This window comes from Pseudomonas paraeruginosa PA7, assembly GCF_000017205.1.
Lineage (GTDB): Bacteria > Pseudomonadota > Gammaproteobacteria > Pseudomonadales > Pseudomonadaceae > Pseudomonas > Pseudomonas paraeruginosa.
The window spans coordinates 776,616-791,748 of the sequence record NC_009656.1; the positions used below are offsets into that span (position 1 = coordinate 776,616).

The 15,133-nt window shown below is 63.8% G+C and carries 15 protein-coding genes and 1 pseudogene; 15 read left to right on the forward strand and 1 reads right to left on the reverse strand.

Going from position 1 to position 15,133, the window contains the following annotated elements; genetic code table 11:
- Position 1 precedes the first annotated feature (1 nt).
- From PSPA7_RS03710 to trpC, 15 genes are all read left to right on the forward strand, one after another.
- Positions 2 to 349, forward strand: coding sequence for a phage tail assembly chaperone family protein, TAC (locus PSPA7_RS03710; protein WP_003150143.1), 348 nt, complete (start codon positions 2 to 4; stop codon positions 347 to 349).
- Positions 350 to 378: 29 nt separating this feature from the next.
- Positions 379 to 633, forward strand: a complete 255-nt coding sequence (locus PSPA7_RS03715; protein WP_003150141.1) for a hypothetical protein — start codon at positions 379 to 381, stop codon at positions 631 to 633.
- A gap of 46 nt (positions 634 to 679) precedes the next feature.
- Positions 680 to 2,518 (forward strand): phage tail tape measure protein, encoded by a 1,839-nt coding sequence (locus PSPA7_RS03720; protein WP_012074203.1) that lies wholly within the window; start codon positions 680 to 682, stop codon positions 2,516 to 2,518.
- Positions 2,511 to 2,852, forward strand: coding sequence for a phage tail protein (locus tag PSPA7_RS03725; protein ID WP_012074204.1), 342 nt, complete (start codon positions 2,511 to 2,513; stop codon positions 2,850 to 2,852). Before PSPA7_RS03720 ends, PSPA7_RS03725 begins: the two co-directional genes overlap by 8 nt.
- Positions 2,853 to 2,859: 7 nt before the next feature.
- Entirely contained in the window at positions 2,860 to 3,555 is a 696-nt protein-coding gene (locus PSPA7_RS03730) for a phage minor tail protein L (RefSeq protein WP_012074205.1), read from the forward strand.
- Between the two features lie 2 nt (positions 3,556 to 3,557).
- A complete protein-coding gene (locus PSPA7_RS03735) occupies positions 3,558 to 4,328 on the forward strand; it encodes a C40 family peptidase (protein WP_003150138.1) in 771 nt (256 codons plus the stop codon).
- Between the two features lie 54 nt (positions 4,329 to 4,382).
- A complete protein-coding gene (locus PSPA7_RS03740; RefSeq protein ID WP_003117974.1) occupies positions 4,383 to 4,985 on the forward strand; it encodes a tail assembly protein in 603 nt (200 codons plus the stop codon).
- A 58-nt stretch (positions 4,986 to 5,043) separates the two neighbouring features.
- A complete protein-coding gene (locus PSPA7_RS03745; RefSeq protein WP_012074206.1) occupies positions 5,044 to 8,709 on the forward strand; it encodes a TipJ family phage tail tip protein in 3,666 nt (1,221 codons plus the stop codon).
- A 289-nt stretch (positions 8,710 to 8,998) separates the two neighbouring features.
- Positions 8,999 to 9,703, forward strand: coding sequence for a hypothetical protein (locus PSPA7_RS31930; RefSeq protein ID WP_126593864.1), 705 nt, complete (start codon positions 8,999 to 9,001; stop codon positions 9,701 to 9,703).
- 254 nt (positions 9,704 to 9,957) lie between these two features.
- A complete protein-coding gene (locus tag PSPA7_RS03750) occupies positions 9,958 to 11,007 on the forward strand; it encodes a pyocin knob domain-containing protein (RefSeq protein ID WP_003150136.1) in 1,050 nt (349 codons plus the stop codon).
- On the forward strand, positions 11,007 to 11,309 hold the full coding sequence (locus PSPA7_RS03755) for a hypothetical protein (protein ID WP_041025284.1): 303 nt from the start codon (positions 11,007 to 11,009) through the stop codon (positions 11,307 to 11,309). Before PSPA7_RS03750 ends, PSPA7_RS03755 begins: the two co-directional genes overlap by 1 nt.
- Positions 11,306 to 11,530 carry a hypothetical protein gene (locus tag PSPA7_RS03760; RefSeq protein ID WP_012074208.1) on the forward strand — a complete coding sequence of 75 codons (225 nt, stop codon included), beginning with the start codon at positions 11,306 to 11,308 and terminating at the stop codon, positions 11,528 to 11,530. The genes PSPA7_RS03755 and PSPA7_RS03760 overlap by 4 nt, the downstream gene beginning before the upstream one ends.
- A 405-nt stretch (positions 11,531 to 11,935) precedes the next feature.
- Positions 11,936 to 12,541, forward strand: coding sequence for an aminodeoxychorismate/anthranilate synthase component II (locus PSPA7_RS03765; protein ID WP_003150133.1), 606 nt, complete (start codon positions 11,936 to 11,938; stop codon positions 12,539 to 12,541).
- Between the two features lies 1 nt (position 12,542).
- On the forward strand, positions 12,543 to 13,592 hold the full coding sequence (gene trpD, locus PSPA7_RS03770) for an anthranilate phosphoribosyltransferase (RefSeq protein ID WP_012074210.1): 1,050 nt from the start codon (positions 12,543 to 12,545) through the stop codon (positions 13,590 to 13,592).
- Positions 13,589 to 14,425 (forward strand): indole-3-glycerol phosphate synthase TrpC, encoded by an 837-nt coding sequence (trpC, locus tag PSPA7_RS03775; RefSeq protein ID WP_012074211.1) that lies wholly within the window; start codon positions 13,589 to 13,591, stop codon positions 14,423 to 14,425. The genes trpD and trpC overlap by 4 nt, the downstream gene beginning before the upstream one ends.
- A 61-nt stretch (positions 14,426 to 14,486) precedes the next feature.
- Here the strand turns inward: trpC and crp are convergent.
- Positions 14,487 to 15,130, reverse strand: a pseudogene (gene crp / locus PSPA7_RS03780) (cAMP-activated global transcriptional regulator CRP).
- Between the last annotated feature and the right edge of the window lie 3 nt (positions 15,131 to 15,133).

Consider the following 15,133-nt stretch of genomic DNA (forward strand, 5'->3'; position numbering starts at 1 on the left):
GATGAATCTCAACGATCTTCGCGCGGCGGGCGGCTTCATCGAGTCGACCCTGGTGCGCAAGGACATCACCTGGACCCGCGTCCCCGCCGGCAAGAAGCGGGCGGTCAGCGACACCTTCCAGGTGTACGTCCGACGCAACAGCTTCGGCGCGGTGGAGCGCCTGTTCTCCGCCGAGGGCGACCAACAGAGTCGCAATGCGCGCTACCTGGCCGAATGCATCCGCCTCGGCGAGTCCGGCGAGGAAAGCCTGACCTACGAGCAGGCCTACGACCTCGACCCGGCGCTGGGCTTCCTGCTGCTGCAGGCGGTCGGTGAGGTCAACCGGGTCGAGGACGCGGAAAAAAACTGACCCCCGCCGACGAGGTTTGGCACGAACTGGTGCTGAACGGCGTCGGCGGGTCGACCATTGCCGAGGCCAAGGAGCGGCTCAGCTACGTCGAGTACCGCGCCTGGGTCGCCTACCTGAACAAGCGCGGCTCGCTCCACCCGGGACACCGGCTGGAGCTTGCACTGGCTCGGATCGCCGCGTTGCTCGGGCATGCGCTGGGAGCGGACGCCGATCCCGACGCGTTCCGTCCGCATATGGCGCTCCAGCCCCTGTCCCTGCACCAGGCGATGGATCAATGGGCATGACAGGCCACCCCGCTGCGGCGGGGTCTTTTTCTGGAAGACATGAATCATGGCCACGAATAGCAATGGCAGCCTGACGCTCGACCTGGTCCTTCGCAGCGAAGGGTACAGGGCCGGGATGGACAAGGTTGGCAGGATCAACGATCAGAAAATGCGCGCCATGGAGGCGCGCGCGGAAAAGGCTGGCAAGGCTATCGGCAAAAGCCTGGACAGTTCGGCGCTGATTGCCAGCAGCGTGCTCGACCAGGCGCTGGACATGTTGGGCAAGACCACCCGGCAGGCGGAGCAGGCGAAGAAGCCTGCGCAGAAAGCCCAGGACAAGGTGCTGGCCGAGTGGAAGACCCGGCAGAAGGAGCTGGGCGAAGCCTGGAAGAGCTATCGCGAGCCACTCCAGGATCTGTCCAAGCTCAACGAAGCACTACTGAAGAACTCCTCCGACAAGCTCGACAAGGCGCTGCTCAATCTCAGCGAGACCGGCAAGCTGTCGCTTGCCAACGTGGGCAAGACCGCCTACGCCGATGCCGCGCGCCTCGCCTCGCGGCAGATGACGCTGATGCTGCTGGACGGGCTGTTTGGCTGGGTCGCCAGCGTCGGTACCGAGAAGCCCAAGGTCGACGACAAGGCGGGCAAGGGACTGGCGAAGGCCGGCGACGACGAGAAGGAACAGCCGTCGCTCCAGTCGCAGGTCTTCAAGCAGTGGCTGTTGCAGATGAACAGTGTCTGGGGCGCCTACCGCGTGCCCCTGCAGGATATCTCCGGGATGACCGACGAGCTGTTCAGGAACGCGTCGGAGAAGCTCGAGAAGTCGCTGTTCAATTTCGCCACTACCGGAAAGCTGTCCTTGAGCAATTTCGCCAAGACGGTGATCGACGATGTCGCCCGGATCGCCGCGCGGCAGCTTTCAATGCTCGCTCTGGATGGACTGTTCGGCTGGTTGAATGACAAGGCCGGCATCACCGAGGCGCAACTGGCCAGCCAGAAGCCCCATACCTCCCTACTGGAAAAGGCCCGTTCGGATGCGGGACAAGCGGCAGCGGGCGTTCCCGCAGCCCAGGGTGCCGCGCCAATACCGGCTGCGACTATGGATGTCGGTGCGATGGTGGCCACTGCTTCCGGGCAGACCGGGGATGGTTCCAAGGCATCGGGCGCGGATGCTTCGGTGAGCGCTGGCAAGCCGGTGGGCAGTTGGGTCGAACAGATGGACGCCTCCTGGGCGAGCCTGCGCGACCAGGCGCAGGACGTTTCGGGAATGATGGACACGCTGTTTACCAACGCCTTCACCAATATGGAGAACGCCCTGTTCACCTTTGCTACCACGGGCAAGCTGTCGTTCAAGGATTTCGCCGACTCGGTGATCCAGGATATGGCGCGGATCGCCGCGCGGCAGGCGACGCTGCAGATCATCGGCGGCATCGTCGGTACGGTCAGCGGGTTCTTCGGTAGCGGCGCAACGGCGGGCTCGCGGATTTCCGACTACACCGGCGCGGACATGGCCAACTGGGTCAGCAAGCAACGCGCCGGAGGCATGCCTGGGTTCGCCAGGGGCGGTGCCTTCAACGATGGCATCCAGAGCGCGCCGGCGCTGTTCAGCATGGCCGGCGGTCGTCCGGCGCTGATCGGCGAGCGTGGGCCGGAAGCCATCATGCCGCTGAGCCGCGGTTCCGATGGCGTGCTCGGCGTGCGCGCGCTCGGCGGCGGCGAGGGGGGCAATGTCTTCAATTTCTCCACCAGCGTCAGCCTGGGCGGCAGCCGTGAGGGTGCGGCGACGGCCAGCGGCGACGTCGGTACGGGACAGCAGCTGGCGGGAATGATCAACGATGCCGCGCGCAACGTGGTGGCGCAGGAGCTGCGCCCCGGCGGCCTGGTATGGAGGATGGTGAATGGCTGATCTGGAACGCTTTACCTGGGACATCTCGATCGATTCCGCCGGCCAGGCGAACCAACTGGTGCGCCAGGTGCAGTACGGCGGCGGCTACAGCCAGGCGCTCGGCGACGGGCTGAACAACCTCAGCGAGACCTGGCAGGTTTCGCGTACCGGCGATCTCGCGCTGATCGGCCCGATCCGCGACTTCCTCAAGCGCCACGGCGGCTACCGCTCGTTCCTCTGGACCTTGCCCACTGGCGAACCGGTACGGGTGCGCGCCCAGGGCTGGCAATTGCGGCCGCGCGGCAACGGCGTGTTCACCCTGAGCACCACCTTCCAGCAAGTCTTCAACCCGTGAGGTAAGCATGACCATCACAGCCGATGACCAGGCCCTCGAACCGGGGGCGCTGGTGCGTCTGTTCGACCTGGATTGCACCGGGTTCGGCGGCGAGATGCTGCGCTTCCACGGCCACCTGCAGCAGGGGCCGATCCACTGGCAGGGCAACGCCTACCAAGCTTGGCCACTGGAGGCGCGCGGCTTCGAGCAGCGCGGCGACGGCCGGGCCAGTTCGCCGACCCTTAGCGTGGGCAACATCGACGGCAGCATCAGCGCGCTCTGCCTGTTCTTCGATGGCCTGGTAGGCGCGCGCCTGACCGTGCGCGAGACCTATGCGCACTACCTGGATGAGGCCAACTTCGCCGAAGGCAACCCGCAGGCCGACCCCTCCCAGGAGCGCCTGAACATCTGGTTCCTCGAGCAGAAGACCGCCGAGAACAGCGTCCAGGTGACCTGGGAGCTGTCCGCTCCGCCGGACTTCCAGGGCCAGCAGATCCCGGCACGGCAGATCACCTCGCTGTGCCACTGGTGCATCACCAACGAGTACCGCGGGCAGGACTGCAACTACACCGGCACGGCGATGTTCGATGCCGACGGCAATCCGGTGGACGATCCGGCGCTGGACCGCTGCGGCGGCCGGGTCAGCGATTGCAAGCTGCGCTTCGGCGCGGACAACCCGCTTTCTCACGGCGGTTTCGCCGGCGCCGGCCTGGTCAGGATGTGAGCATGGAACTGAGCCGCAGTCTGCAGCGGGCCATCGCTGAGCACGCCGCCCGCGAGCATCCGCGCGAGTGCTGCGGGCTGATCGTTCGCGGTACGCGCCAGCGCCGCTACCTGGCCTGTCGCAACGCCGCGGGATCGCCCAGCGAGCACTTCGTGATCGATCACCAGGACTGGTGCGCCGCCGAGGACCAGGGCGAGGTCCTGGCCATCGTCCACAGCCACCCGGACGTTCCGGCCACGCCGAGCATGGCCGACCGCGTCAGCTGCGAACTGCACGGCCTGCCCTGGGTGATCCTGTCCTGGCCGGAAGGCGATGTCGCGCACCTGGCGCCGGAAGGCTACCAGGCGCCGCTGCTCGGCCGCGAGTTCGCCCACGGCGTGCTCGACTGCTGGAGCCTCTGTCGCGACTGGTACCGCCGCGAGGCCGGGCTGGAGCTTCCGGACTATCCGCGTCGCGATGGCTGGTGGGAAACCGGCGAGAGCCTCTACGAACAGCATTACGCGGCGGCCGGGTTCCGGCCGGTGCCGCTGGCCGAGATCCGCCGCGGCGACATGCTGGTGATGCAGGTCGGGAGGGCGTTGCACCCCAACCATGCGGGCATCTACCTGGGCAATGACTGGCGCCTGGACAGCGAGCCGGCCCAGGCGCTCGGCGGCGACGGGCCGTTCCTGCTGCACCACCTGTACGGACGGCTGTCGACCCGAGACGTGTTCGGCGGACCCTGGATCGAACGCACGCGCCTGGTCTTGCGGCACACGCGGATGCCGCAGTGAACGACATATTCAAGCGAGCCGTCGGAATCGGCTCTTCACGAGAGGAACAGGTCCATGAGTGACACCCTGAGTCAGGGCCTCACCACCATCCGTCTGTACGGGGTTCTGGGCAAGCGCTTCGGCCGCATGCACGGCCGGTTGTTGGAAAGCGGCACGGTACGCGAGGCGATGAGTGCCTTGAAGCACACCATGGAGGGATTCGAGACGTTCATGCGCGAGGCGGAGTCGAAAGGGCTGACCTTCGCCGTGTTCCGCGGGCGTACCAACCTGTCCGGCGAGCAACTGGACATGCGCGGACGCGAGGATATCCGCATCGTGCCGTTGGTGATCGGGAGCAAGCAGGCGGGGCTTTTCCAGACGATTCTGGGGGCTGCTTTGATTGTCGTGGGTGGATTCACGACGTTCTTCTCCGGTGGAACCAGTTCGTTCCTGGTAACCGTTGGAGTCAGCATGTTGGCGGGCGGCGTCATGCAGATGCTCAGTCCCCAACCCAAGGGCCTGAAAGGCCGCGAGGCCCCCGAGAACGCCCCCAGCTATGCCTTCGGCGGCCCGGTCAACACCATCGCCCAGGGCCATCCGGTCGGCGTGCTCTACGGCAAGCGTCGCATCGGCGGCGCGGTGATCAGCGCCGGCATCTATGCCGAGGACCGGCTGTAGCCGGCAACGCCGTAACAGGCCCGCCATGCGCGGGCGTTTTTTTGCCTGAAGGAACGTCATGAACAAGACCATCACGGGCCACAAGGGTGGCAGCAAGAAGCCGCGCCAGCCGGTGGAGATGCCGGACTCGGTGCGCTCGATCGCGCGGGCGAAGATTCTCCTGGCACTGGGCGAAGGCGAGTTCGACGGTGGCGTCGACGGCCGTTCGATCTACCTGGACGATACGCCGCTGCTGGCGGCGGACGGCTCGGTGAACTTCCCCGGAGTGACCTGGGAGTTCCGTCCGGGCTCGGTGGACCAGGAGCACATTGCCGGTGTGCCCGCCGTGGAAAACGAACTGGCGGTCGGCGTCGAGCTCAAGAGTGACGCGCCCTGGGTCCGCGCGGTGAGCAACACCCAGCTCTCGGCGGTGCGCCTGCGCCTGTCCTGGCCGGCTATCCAGCGCCAGCAGGAAAACGGTGACGTGGTCGGCTACCGAATCGACTATGCGATCGACATCGCCGTCGACGGCGGTGCCTGGCAGGAAGCGCTGAAGGCTTCGCTGGACGACAAGTCCACCAGCCGCTACGAGCGCTCCCACCGTGTCGATCTGCCGGAGGCGCGGAGCGGCTGGCAGGTGCGCGTGCGCCGCCTGACGCCGAACCAGAACAACAACCGCATCGCCGACACCATGCGGGTCGAGGCGATCACCGAGGTGATCGACGCCAAGCTGCGCTACCCGAACACCGCGCTGCTGTTCGTCGAGTTCGATGCCAGCCAGTTCCAGAGCATTCCGCAGATATCGGTGGAAGCGCGCGGCCGGCGGGTGCGGGTGCCGAGCAACTACGATCCGCAGACCCGTAGCTACAGCGGCACCTGGGACGGCTCGTTCAAGTCGGCCTGGACCAGCAACCCGGCCTGGCACTGGTACGACATCGTGTTGCACAAGCGCTTCGGCCTCGGTCGGCGGATCGACGCGAGCATGGTCGACAAGTGGTCGCTGTACCGCATCGCCCAGTACTGCGACCAGTCGGTACCCGACGGCAAGGGCGGCCAGGAGCCGCGCTTCAGCTGCAACCTGTACCTGCAGAGTCGCGCCGAAGCCTGGACCGTGCTGCGCGACCTGGCAGCGATCTTCCGCGGCATGTCCTACTGGTCCGGCGCGGAAATGGTGGCGGTGGCCGACATGCCGGAGGACGAGGCCTACACCTTCTCGCCGTCGAACACCGTGCGCGGCGACGACGGCAGCCACTTCAACTACAGCAGCAGCCGCCAGCGCGACCGTCACACCCTGGCCCTGGTCAACTACGACAATCCGGGCAACGGCTACCAGAGCCAGCCGGTGGCGGTGAACAATGACCGCGCGCAGCGCCGCTACGGCATCAGTCAATTGGAGATCACCGCGATCGGCTGCACCTCCGAGGGCGAGGCGCAGCGGCGTGGCCAGTGGGCGCTGCTGACCGAGGAGCTGGAGCAGGACGCGGTGACCTTCCGTACCGGCATGGATGGCCGCGGGCTGGCGCCGGGGAAGATCATCGCCGTAGCCGACCCGGTCAAGTCCGGTAAGCAGATTGGCGGACGCCTGAGCGCGGTGGATGGCCGCGCGCTGACCCTCGACCGCGACGTCGAGGCGCGGCCCGGCGATCGCCTGCTGGTCAACCTGCCGAACGGCAAGGCCGAGGCGCGCACCGTCCAGTCGGTGGTCGGCCGTGTGCTGAGCGTGACCGCCGCCTATTCGGAGACGCCTCGGCCCCAGGGGCAGTGGGCGCTGCAGAGCAACAGCCTGACCACCCAGCGCTTCCGCATCATGAGCATCACCCGGCCGGAGGACAATCTCTTCGAGATCACCGCGTTGCAGCACAACGCGAGCAAGTTCGACGCCATCGACAACGGTGCGCGCATCGAGGCACCGCCGGTCACCAGCATTCCGCCGGGTGTGCAGGCGCCGCCGCAGAACGTGCGGATCAAGGCTTTCACCAAGGTCGACCAGGGGTTGGCGGTGACCAGCCTGTCGGCTTCCTGGGACGCCGCGCCGAACGCGGTGGCCTACGAGGCCGAATGGCGCAAGGACTCGGGCAACTGGGTGCGGGTGCCGCGAACCTCGGCGCTCGGTTTCGACGTGCCGGGCATCTATGCCGGTCGCTACCTGGTGCGGGTGCGCGCGCTGAACGTGATGGAGGTCGGCTCGGTCTACGCCAGCAGCGTGGAAACCGCTCTCGAGGGCAAGACCACGCCGCCGCCGGCGCTGGCCTACCTGCGCTGCGTGGCCGGTCCCTGGCGCATCGGCCTGGAGTGGGGGTTCCCGGCCAGCGGCGCGGCGGACACCGCCTACACCGAGATCCAGCAGTCCGCCACGCCCGGCGGCAGTGAGGAGACCGCACGGGCGCTGGGCCTGTTCGCCTACCCAGGCAATACCCACCTGGTATCGCCGATACCGGCCGGCGAACGGCTGGCGTTCCGCGGTCGCTTGATCGACCGTAGCGGCAACGTCGGCGCCTGGTCGAACTGGGTCACCGGCACCAGCTCCAGTGACGCCAGCGAATACAACCAGTTGATCACCCAGGAGTACGTCGAGTCGGCGCTGGGCCAGCAGTTCTTCTCCGATATCGAGCGGATGCAGGTGGATATCGGCGGCTTGCAGAAGCAGGTCGGCGACCTCGCCGACGTTCTGCTGTACGACCCGGCCAAGGTCTACGCGAAGAACGACATGGTGCGACAGGGGCAGCGGCTGTACCAGGCCCTGAAGGCTGTGCCGGCGAAGACGGCGCCGCCGAACGCGGCCTACTGGTCCGATATCGGCCAGTCGCTGGAAACCGCCAACGGGCTGGCGCAGCAGGTGGCGAGCCATACCGCTGAAATCAGCGAACTCGACGGCAGCCTTACCGCCCAGGCATCGCGCCTTGGCGTATTGCAGGCGGCGACCCGTGACGACGCGGATGACGGCAATGGCGCCATGGCCGATGCCCTGCGCGGCTGGAAGACCGTTGCCCGGGCAGCCCAGGAGGAAACCGTACGGGCCACCGAAAACGAGGCCCAGGCCACTCGCACGACGCTACTGGAGGCGCGCACCGCCGATGCCGAAGGGCGAATCGCCACGGTGGAACGGGTCGCGACCAGCGATCGCCAGGCCACCGCGCAACGTCTGGACAAGCTCTCGGCCTCTATCGGTGGCACCGCAGCCAGTCTGCAGAGCGAACAGACCGCCCGCGCCAACGCCGACAGCGCCCTCGCACAGCGGATCGACACCGTGCAGGCGCGCACCGACACCAATAGCGCGGCGATCCAGACCACCTCCCAGGCGGTCGCCTCGCTGGATGGCAACGTCAAGGCGATGTACAGCGTGAAGCTCCAGGCGCATGCCAACGGGCAGAAGTATGCGGCGGGGTGGCAGCTGGGGTTCGACAGTGGAACCAGTGTGTCGACCATGGCGTTTCAGGCGGATCGGTTTATCTTTTTTGATAGTTCGAGTGGGGCTGTTGCTGCTCCGGTTTCGATCGTCGGTGGGAAGATATTCATCAATAGCGCGATCATCAAAGATGGCTCAATAACCAGCGCAAAAATAGAAGATTCGCTTCAGTCAGAAAACTATGAATCCGGCACTCGGGGGTGGCGTATTGATAAGTCTGGGAGCTTTGAGCTTAATGGTGAGGAAACTGGTCTCCGTAGAGTTTTACGCCCAAATTATGATCGATACTACGATACGCAGAGCGGAATCTTGGTAATTGAAATCGGAGAGCTGGCATGACTGTTGGGCTTCGCCTGAGGGACGCAAGAACTGGTACTTCGAAGCTGGATATAGGTGACTTTACCGTTAGTGTGGTGTACCAAGAGGAAATCATTGTTCAGTTGCCTGGGCGAGTTGAGGTTCCAGGCGTGAATCCTACTGAATATGGTGCTTTTTTCATTCCTCCCTCATATGGTTCATCAGTTTATAGGTATATGCCTTGGGTCAAGGTAGAGACTGGTAGTGTGGTGTGGACGCTCGCCAGTGATGGAGGAAAAGTGCCATGGCTTTTGATTGTCGTGAGGTATAGATGATGCCCGTTGGTTTTAGAGTTAGGGGGAGTGCAGGACAGATTCAAATTTCCGACGCTTCGTATAATTATATGGTCACGCGCCAGGGTGGTTTCGACTCAAGTAATTACGTGTTGGGTGATGATCACGTTGTGGCGTTTTCCAAGCCTATAAATAGTGTGGAGCCTCCTCTGATCTTTCTGCGTTTTAACTCTGCCTATGTAATGATGGGGGGGTTTTCCCTGACGGGAAGGCCTGGGGAATGGACCGGTTTTTCCATGTGGCTTGGCTGGGTCAACGAAAACGGCTCTGGTATTGCACCCATGCCATGCTCTGGTGATTGGTTTGCTGCTTCGACCAAAGTAGAGAAATCAAATGAGCTCGTAGGTATTCGTATTCGAAATGGAAAAAGTGGCGAGATCGTGTATGACAGCGGTTACCCTTTGGTCAAGTTTCTTTCGCAGGAGTCAAATTTTACTCCGGCAGGTAGAATACATCATACATGGTTAATATATAAAGTTGGTAGGCCGGCGCGGTCTTTTTTTTTGGCTAATACTCTCGCTGGATCTGTGGGGAGATTTGGTAAGTATGACGAGGTTTGGATGCAGGTAGGGCAGATAGCGAGCGAGCCGTCGACACTGTATCTTTATTTTTTGAGCAGGCTCTCATCTCCTCCATATCAATCTCATATGTGGACAGCTCTTTTTGCCTCGTATGATATGTAATGGTTATGAGGAGATAATATGCCTTGGTATTCCATTGGGCACGATCTCTTTTGTCCCAAACCGTGCCTGGATGATTGGAAGTGGTATGTTCAAGCTCGGCACCATGTCGAACTACAGCGCCTAGATCGCCAAGGTCGAAGCGGTCAAGGCGAGCCACTCATTGCCTGTGCGAGCGACTCCCGAAGCGCCATGATTCGGGGTAGAACCTGACCAAGCCCGCGGCTCGCGGGCTTTTTAATTATCTGGAGAATGTCATGCCTTGGTATTCCACAGGCACGGTTTCCGTCGTCCCCAATTCGGACACGGTGACCGGCAGCGGCACCGCCTTCAGCGCCAATGCGCGCGCCGGCGATGCCTTCAGGGGGCCGGATGGCCGCTGGTACGAGATCGGCAATGTCGCCAGCGCCACCGTGCTAACCATCAAGCCCGCCTATCAGGGGGCCAGTGCCACCGCCCAGGCTTATTCGATCACACCGGTGCAGGGTTACCCGAAGGCGCTGGCGGACCAGTTTCGCGATCTCAACAACCAGTGGGGTTCTCTTCTGGCGGCCGTAAAACCGTGGGCGATCGCGTCGACAGGTTCACAAGCGCAGGTCGACATGGGGATCACTGAAGTCGGTCGTGCCCTCAATGGCGCGTCTACCGCGGCTAACGCATTACGGTATCTGGGAGGCGTGACTTCGCAAATGGCGTTTACTCGTTCGTACGCCGACTCGAATGCGCTCCCCAACGAGTGCGGCTTTTTCGGGATTGGACTGGGACCGTGGTCCAACTTGCCGCCGGGTATCGACGCACTGAACCCGATCGGCTCCGCTATCTACCAGAACGTCTATGACGCCAGTACCGCCTACCAGCTGTTCATTCCCCGAACTTCGAACATTCTCTACTTCCGGCGGAAGGTCGCCGGCAATTGGCAAGCATGGGTCCGTATGCTCTCCGATGCGCAGTTGCTGGGTGCAGTGGCGCAGTCCAGTGGAGCGCCCATTGGGGCGATCATGGAGCGTGGAAGCAACGCGAACGGACAGTATGAGCGCTTCGCCAACGGGACGCAGGTATGCACCGTGAGCCTGCTCGGCGCGAATGATCGTGTGGCCGGACAGGGCTACACCTTGACGCTACCCGCGACGTTTACAGGCGATTGGGCAGTTGGGGTTTCGGTTAGCTGGGCTTCGCACTCATTCAACCCGGCGGCAAACAACGGCATCAGGGTTGCGTATGCCAACGGCAATGCGCTGACGTTCATCCTCTCAGAAAACCTGGGGACAAACCGTTTGCTCTTTTCGTGTGTGGGAAGGTGGTTCTGATGATCATTACATTGTCACCGTATGCTCCGCTGCCTGGTAGCGACGAGCACCTCTCGCTGGTTAGAGCTGGCGATACGCTCACTGTGAACGGGCAGTTATTCGATTTCACCCCGCTTCCAAATGGAGGTGAACTACCGTCCGAGGCGATCGAGTCGGAGTGGTTCGTCGGTTCTGTTATGCGCCGCGCCGGGCGCCTCGAATTGGCCCTACGCTTCCCGCTGGCTGAGAACGCCAGTTCAGCCGCCCGCTTTCCTGAACCGATGCTTATCGAGGCCGACGGCCCGGTGGAGTTGCCGCGATGATCGACTGGAGTAAAGTAATAACCGCCGAGCAGCAGGTGCAGCAGCGCCAGAAGGCCGAGCACGACGCAGTGATTGTTGCGAGAGCCTGTGCCTACCGGACAGAGAGTGACCCGCTCAAGACCGAGGCTGAATTCGATGCGATCAAGGCCGGCACCGAGCCGGACTACTCTGGCTGGATCGCCAAGGTAGAAGAGATCAAGGGGCGATATCCACTTCCTTGAACCCGCCCGTCATGCAAGCAGGCTTCAGCGCCACCCCGAAGCCTGTCTTGACAGTAGCATCCCCTGCGCCGGCCGCTCCGGCCGGCGCTCTTCTCGACATCCCGCTGTTGCACCTATCCTCCCCACTGGGCTATGTTCCCCAACATGGCTTCGTGAGACCGCTATCGTGATCCACCTCAGCAGCATCATCACCTCCCTCATCAAGGCATTCGCCCGTTGGCGCTGGCGCGCCTGACTTCTTCTTCGCCGGCCTGGCCGGTCACGTCTCCCTGCGTCCCCCGTTTTGCACAGGCATAATGCCGACGATCCACTCTCCCTTCCTGCGCGTGCGCGCCGGGAAACGGGTGTGGCGAAAGCCGGGTGATGCGATTCGCATAAGAATGAAATCAAGAGGTTACAGCCAGCATGCTGCTGATGATCGATAACTACGACTCCTTCACCTACAACCTGGTGCAGTACTTCGGCGAACTCAAGGCCGAGGTCAAGGTGGTGCGCAACGACGAACTGAGCGTGGAACAGATCGAGGCCCTGGCGCCCGAGCGCATCGTCCTTTCCCCCGGTCCCTGCACCCCCAACGAGGCCGGCGTCTCGCTGGCCGTGATCGAGCGGTTCGCCGGCAGGCTGCCGCTGCTCGGCGTCTGCCTTGGCCACCAGAGCATCGGCCAGGCTTTCGGTGGCGAAGTGGTGCGGGCGCGGCAGGTGATGCACGGCAAGACCAGCCCGATCCACCACAAGGACCTCGGCGTGTTCGCCGGCCTGGCCAATCCCCTGACGGTGACCCGCTACCACTCGCTGGTGGTGAAGCGAGAGAGCCTGCCGGAGTGCCTGGAGATCACCGCCTGGACCCAGCTCGACGACGGTTCGGTCGACGAGATCATGGGCGTGCGGCACAAGACCCTGAACGTCGAGGGCGTGCAATTCCATCCCGAATCCATCCTCACCGAGCAGGGCCACGAGTTGCTGGCCAACTTCCTCCGCCAGCGGGGCGGCGTGCGTGGGGAGGGCAACTGAGATGGATATCAAGGGAGCCCTCAATCGCATCGTCAACCAGCTCGACCTGACCACCGAGGAAATGCAGGCGGTCATGCGCCAGATCATGACCGGCCGGTGCACCGACGCGCAGATCGGCGCCTTCCTGATGGGCATGCGGATGAAGAGCGAAACCATCGACGAGATCGTCGGCGCGGTGGCGGTGATGCGCGAACTGGCCGACGGCGTGCAGTTGCCTACGCTGAAGCATGTGGTCGACGTGGTCGGCACCGGCGGCGATGGGGCGAACATCTTCAACGTATCCTCGGCGGCGTCCTTCGTGGTCGCCGCCGCTGGCGGCAAGGTCGCCAAGCACGGTAACCGCGCGGTTTCCGGCAAGAGCGGCAGCGCCGACCTGCTGGAAGCCGCCGGCATCTACCTGGAGCTGACCTCCGAACAGGTGGCGCGTTGCATCGACACCGTCGGCGTCGGGTTCATGTTCGCCCAGGTCCACCACAAGGCGATGAAGTACGCCGCCGGTCCGCGCCGCGAGCTGGGCTTGCGGACCCTGTTCAACATGCTTGGCCCGTTGACCAACCCGGCCGGAGTCAGGCACCAGGTGGTCGGGGTGTTCACCCAGGAGCTGTGCAAGCCGCTGGCGGAGGTGCTCAAGCGCCTTGGCAGCGAGCATGTGCTGGTGGTGCATTCGCGCGACGGGCTGGACGAGTTCAGTCTCGCCGCGGCGACCCACATCGCCGAGTTGAAGGACGGCGAGGTACGCGAGTACGAAGTACGCCCCGAGGACTTCGGGATCAAGAGCCAGACCCTGATGGGCCTGGAGGTCGACAGTCCGCAGGCGTCGCTGGAGCTGATCCGTGATGCCCTGGGCCGGCGCAAGACCGAGGCCGGGCAGAAGGCTGCCGAGCTGATCGTGATGAATGCCGGCCCGGCACTGTACGCTGCCGATCTGGCGACCAGCCTGCACGAGGGCATTCAACTGGCCCACGACGCCCTGCACACCGGGCTGGCGCGGGAGAAGATGGACGAGCTGGTGGCCTTCACCGCCGTTTACAGAGAGGAGAACGCACAGTGAGTGTGCCGACGGTTCTGCAGAAGATCCTTGCCCGCAAGGCCGAGGAAGTCGCCGAGCGCCGCGCGCGCGTCAATCTGGCCGAGGTCGAGCGCCTGGCGCGTAGCGCCGATGCGCCGCGCGGCTTCGCCAATGCCCTGCTGGAGCGGGCCAGGCGCAAGGAGCCGGCGGTGATCGCCGAGATCAAGAAGGCTTCGCCGAGCAAGGGCGTGTTGCGCGAGCACTTCGTTCCGGCGGAGATCGCCCGCAGCTATGAGGCGGGCGGCGCGGCCTGCCTGTCGGTACTCACCGATGTGGATTTCTTCCAGGGCGCCGATGCGTACCTGAAGGAAGCGCGCGCGGCCTGCGCGCTGCCGGTGATCCGCAAGGACTTCATGATCGATCCGTATCAGATCGTCGAGGCGCGGGCGATCGGCGCGGACTGCATCCTGCTAATCGTCTCGGCGCTGGACGACATGCTGATGGGCGAGCTGGCGGCGACCGCGAAATCGGTCGGCCTCGACGTGCTGGTCGAGGTGCATGACGGCGCCGAGCTGGAACGTGCGCTGAAGACCCTGGACACGCCGTTGGTAGGGATCAACAACCGCAACCTGCATACCTTCGAGGTGAGCCTGGAAACCACCCTCGACCTGCTGCCGGAGATTCCCCGCGACCGTCTGGTGGTGACCGAGAGCGGCATTCTCAACCGCGCCGATGTCGAGCTGATGGAAGTCAGCGAAGTCTATGCCTTCCTGGTCGGCGAGGCGTTCATGCGCGCCGACGATCCTGGCCTGGAGCTGAAGCGCCTGTTCTTCCAGGAGCGTGGCGGCGTGGTGCTGGGCGCCGATCCTGACTGATCCGCGCTGTCGAACCCCATGAGAAAGGCCGGTTGCGACCGGCCTTTTTCATGGGTGCTGTTCAGCGGGTGCCGAAGACCACCATGGTCTTGCCCTTCACGTGCACCAGGCCCTGTTCCTCCAGGCTCTTGAGCACGCGGCCGACCATCTCCCGCGAGCAGCCGACGATCCGGCCGATCTCCTGGCGGGTGATCTTGATCTGCATGCCGTCGGGGTGGGTCATGGCGTCCGGTTGCTGGCACAGGTCCAGCAGGGTGCGGGCGACACGACCGGTGACGTCGAGGAAGGCCAGGTCGCCGACCTTGCGGGTGGTCTTGCGCAGGCGGTCGGCCATCTGGCTGCCGAGGGTGTAGAGGATCTCGGAGTCCTGCTGCGAGAGTTCGCGGAACTTCGCGTAGCTGATCTCGGCGACTCGCATTCCACCTTGGCGCGAACCCAGGCGCTGCGCTCCTGTTCGCTGCCTTCCTTTTCGAACAAGCCCAGCTCGCCGAAGAAATCACCGCTGTTGAGGTAGCCGATGATCATTTCGCGGCCGTCGTCGTCCTCGATGAGGATGGTGACCGAACCCTTGATGATGAAGAACAGCGTTTCGCAGCGGTCGCCGGCATAGATGATGGTGCTCTTTGCGGTGTAGCGGCGGCGGTGACAGTGTGCGAGCAGCTTGTCGAGGTGTTTGAGTTTGGGTGTGTGGGTAATAGCTACCATGCC

Excerpts from the sequence above, each read along its gene's own strand:
- PSPA7_RS03710 (WP_003150143.1), top strand. The coding sequence starts at position 2 with ATGAATCTCAACGATCTTCGCGCGGCGGGCGGCTTCATCGAGTCGACC.
- PSPA7_RS03720 (WP_012074203.1), top strand. The coding sequence starts at position 680 with ATGGCCACGAATAGCAATGGCAGCCTGACGCTCGACCTGGTCCTTCGC.
- PSPA7_RS03725 (WP_012074204.1), top strand. The coding sequence starts at position 2,511 with ATGGCTGATCTGGAACGCTTTACCTGGGACATCTCGATCGATTCCGCC.
- PSPA7_RS03730 (WP_012074205.1), top strand. The coding sequence starts at position 2,860 with ATGACCATCACAGCCGATGACCAGGCCCTCGAACCGGGGGCGCTGGTG.
- PSPA7_RS03735 (WP_003150138.1), top strand. The coding sequence starts at position 3,558 with ATGGAACTGAGCCGCAGTCTGCAGCGGGCCATCGCTGAGCACGCCGCC.
- PSPA7_RS03740 (WP_003117974.1), top strand. The coding sequence starts at position 4,383 with ATGAGTGACACCCTGAGTCAGGGCCTCACCACCATCCGTCTGTACGGG.
- PSPA7_RS03745 (WP_012074206.1), top strand. The coding sequence starts at position 5,044 with ATGAACAAGACCATCACGGGCCACAAGGGTGGCAGCAAGAAGCCGCGC.
- PSPA7_RS31930 (WP_126593864.1), top strand. The coding sequence starts at position 8,999 with ATGATGCCCGTTGGTTTTAGAGTTAGGGGGAGTGCAGGACAGATTCAA.
- PSPA7_RS03750 (WP_003150136.1), top strand. The coding sequence starts at position 9,958 with ATGCCTTGGTATTCCACAGGCACGGTTTCCGTCGTCCCCAATTCGGAC.
- PSPA7_RS03755 (WP_041025284.1), top strand. The coding sequence starts at position 11,007 with ATGATCATTACATTGTCACCGTATGCTCCGCTGCCTGGTAGCGACGAG.
- PSPA7_RS03760 (WP_012074208.1), top strand. The coding sequence starts at position 11,306 with ATGATCGACTGGAGTAAAGTAATAACCGCCGAGCAGCAGGTGCAGCAG.
- PSPA7_RS03765 (WP_003150133.1), top strand. The coding sequence starts at position 11,936 with ATGCTGCTGATGATCGATAACTACGACTCCTTCACCTACAACCTGGTG.
- trpD (WP_012074210.1), top strand. The coding sequence starts at position 12,543 with ATGGATATCAAGGGAGCCCTCAATCGCATCGTCAACCAGCTCGACCTG.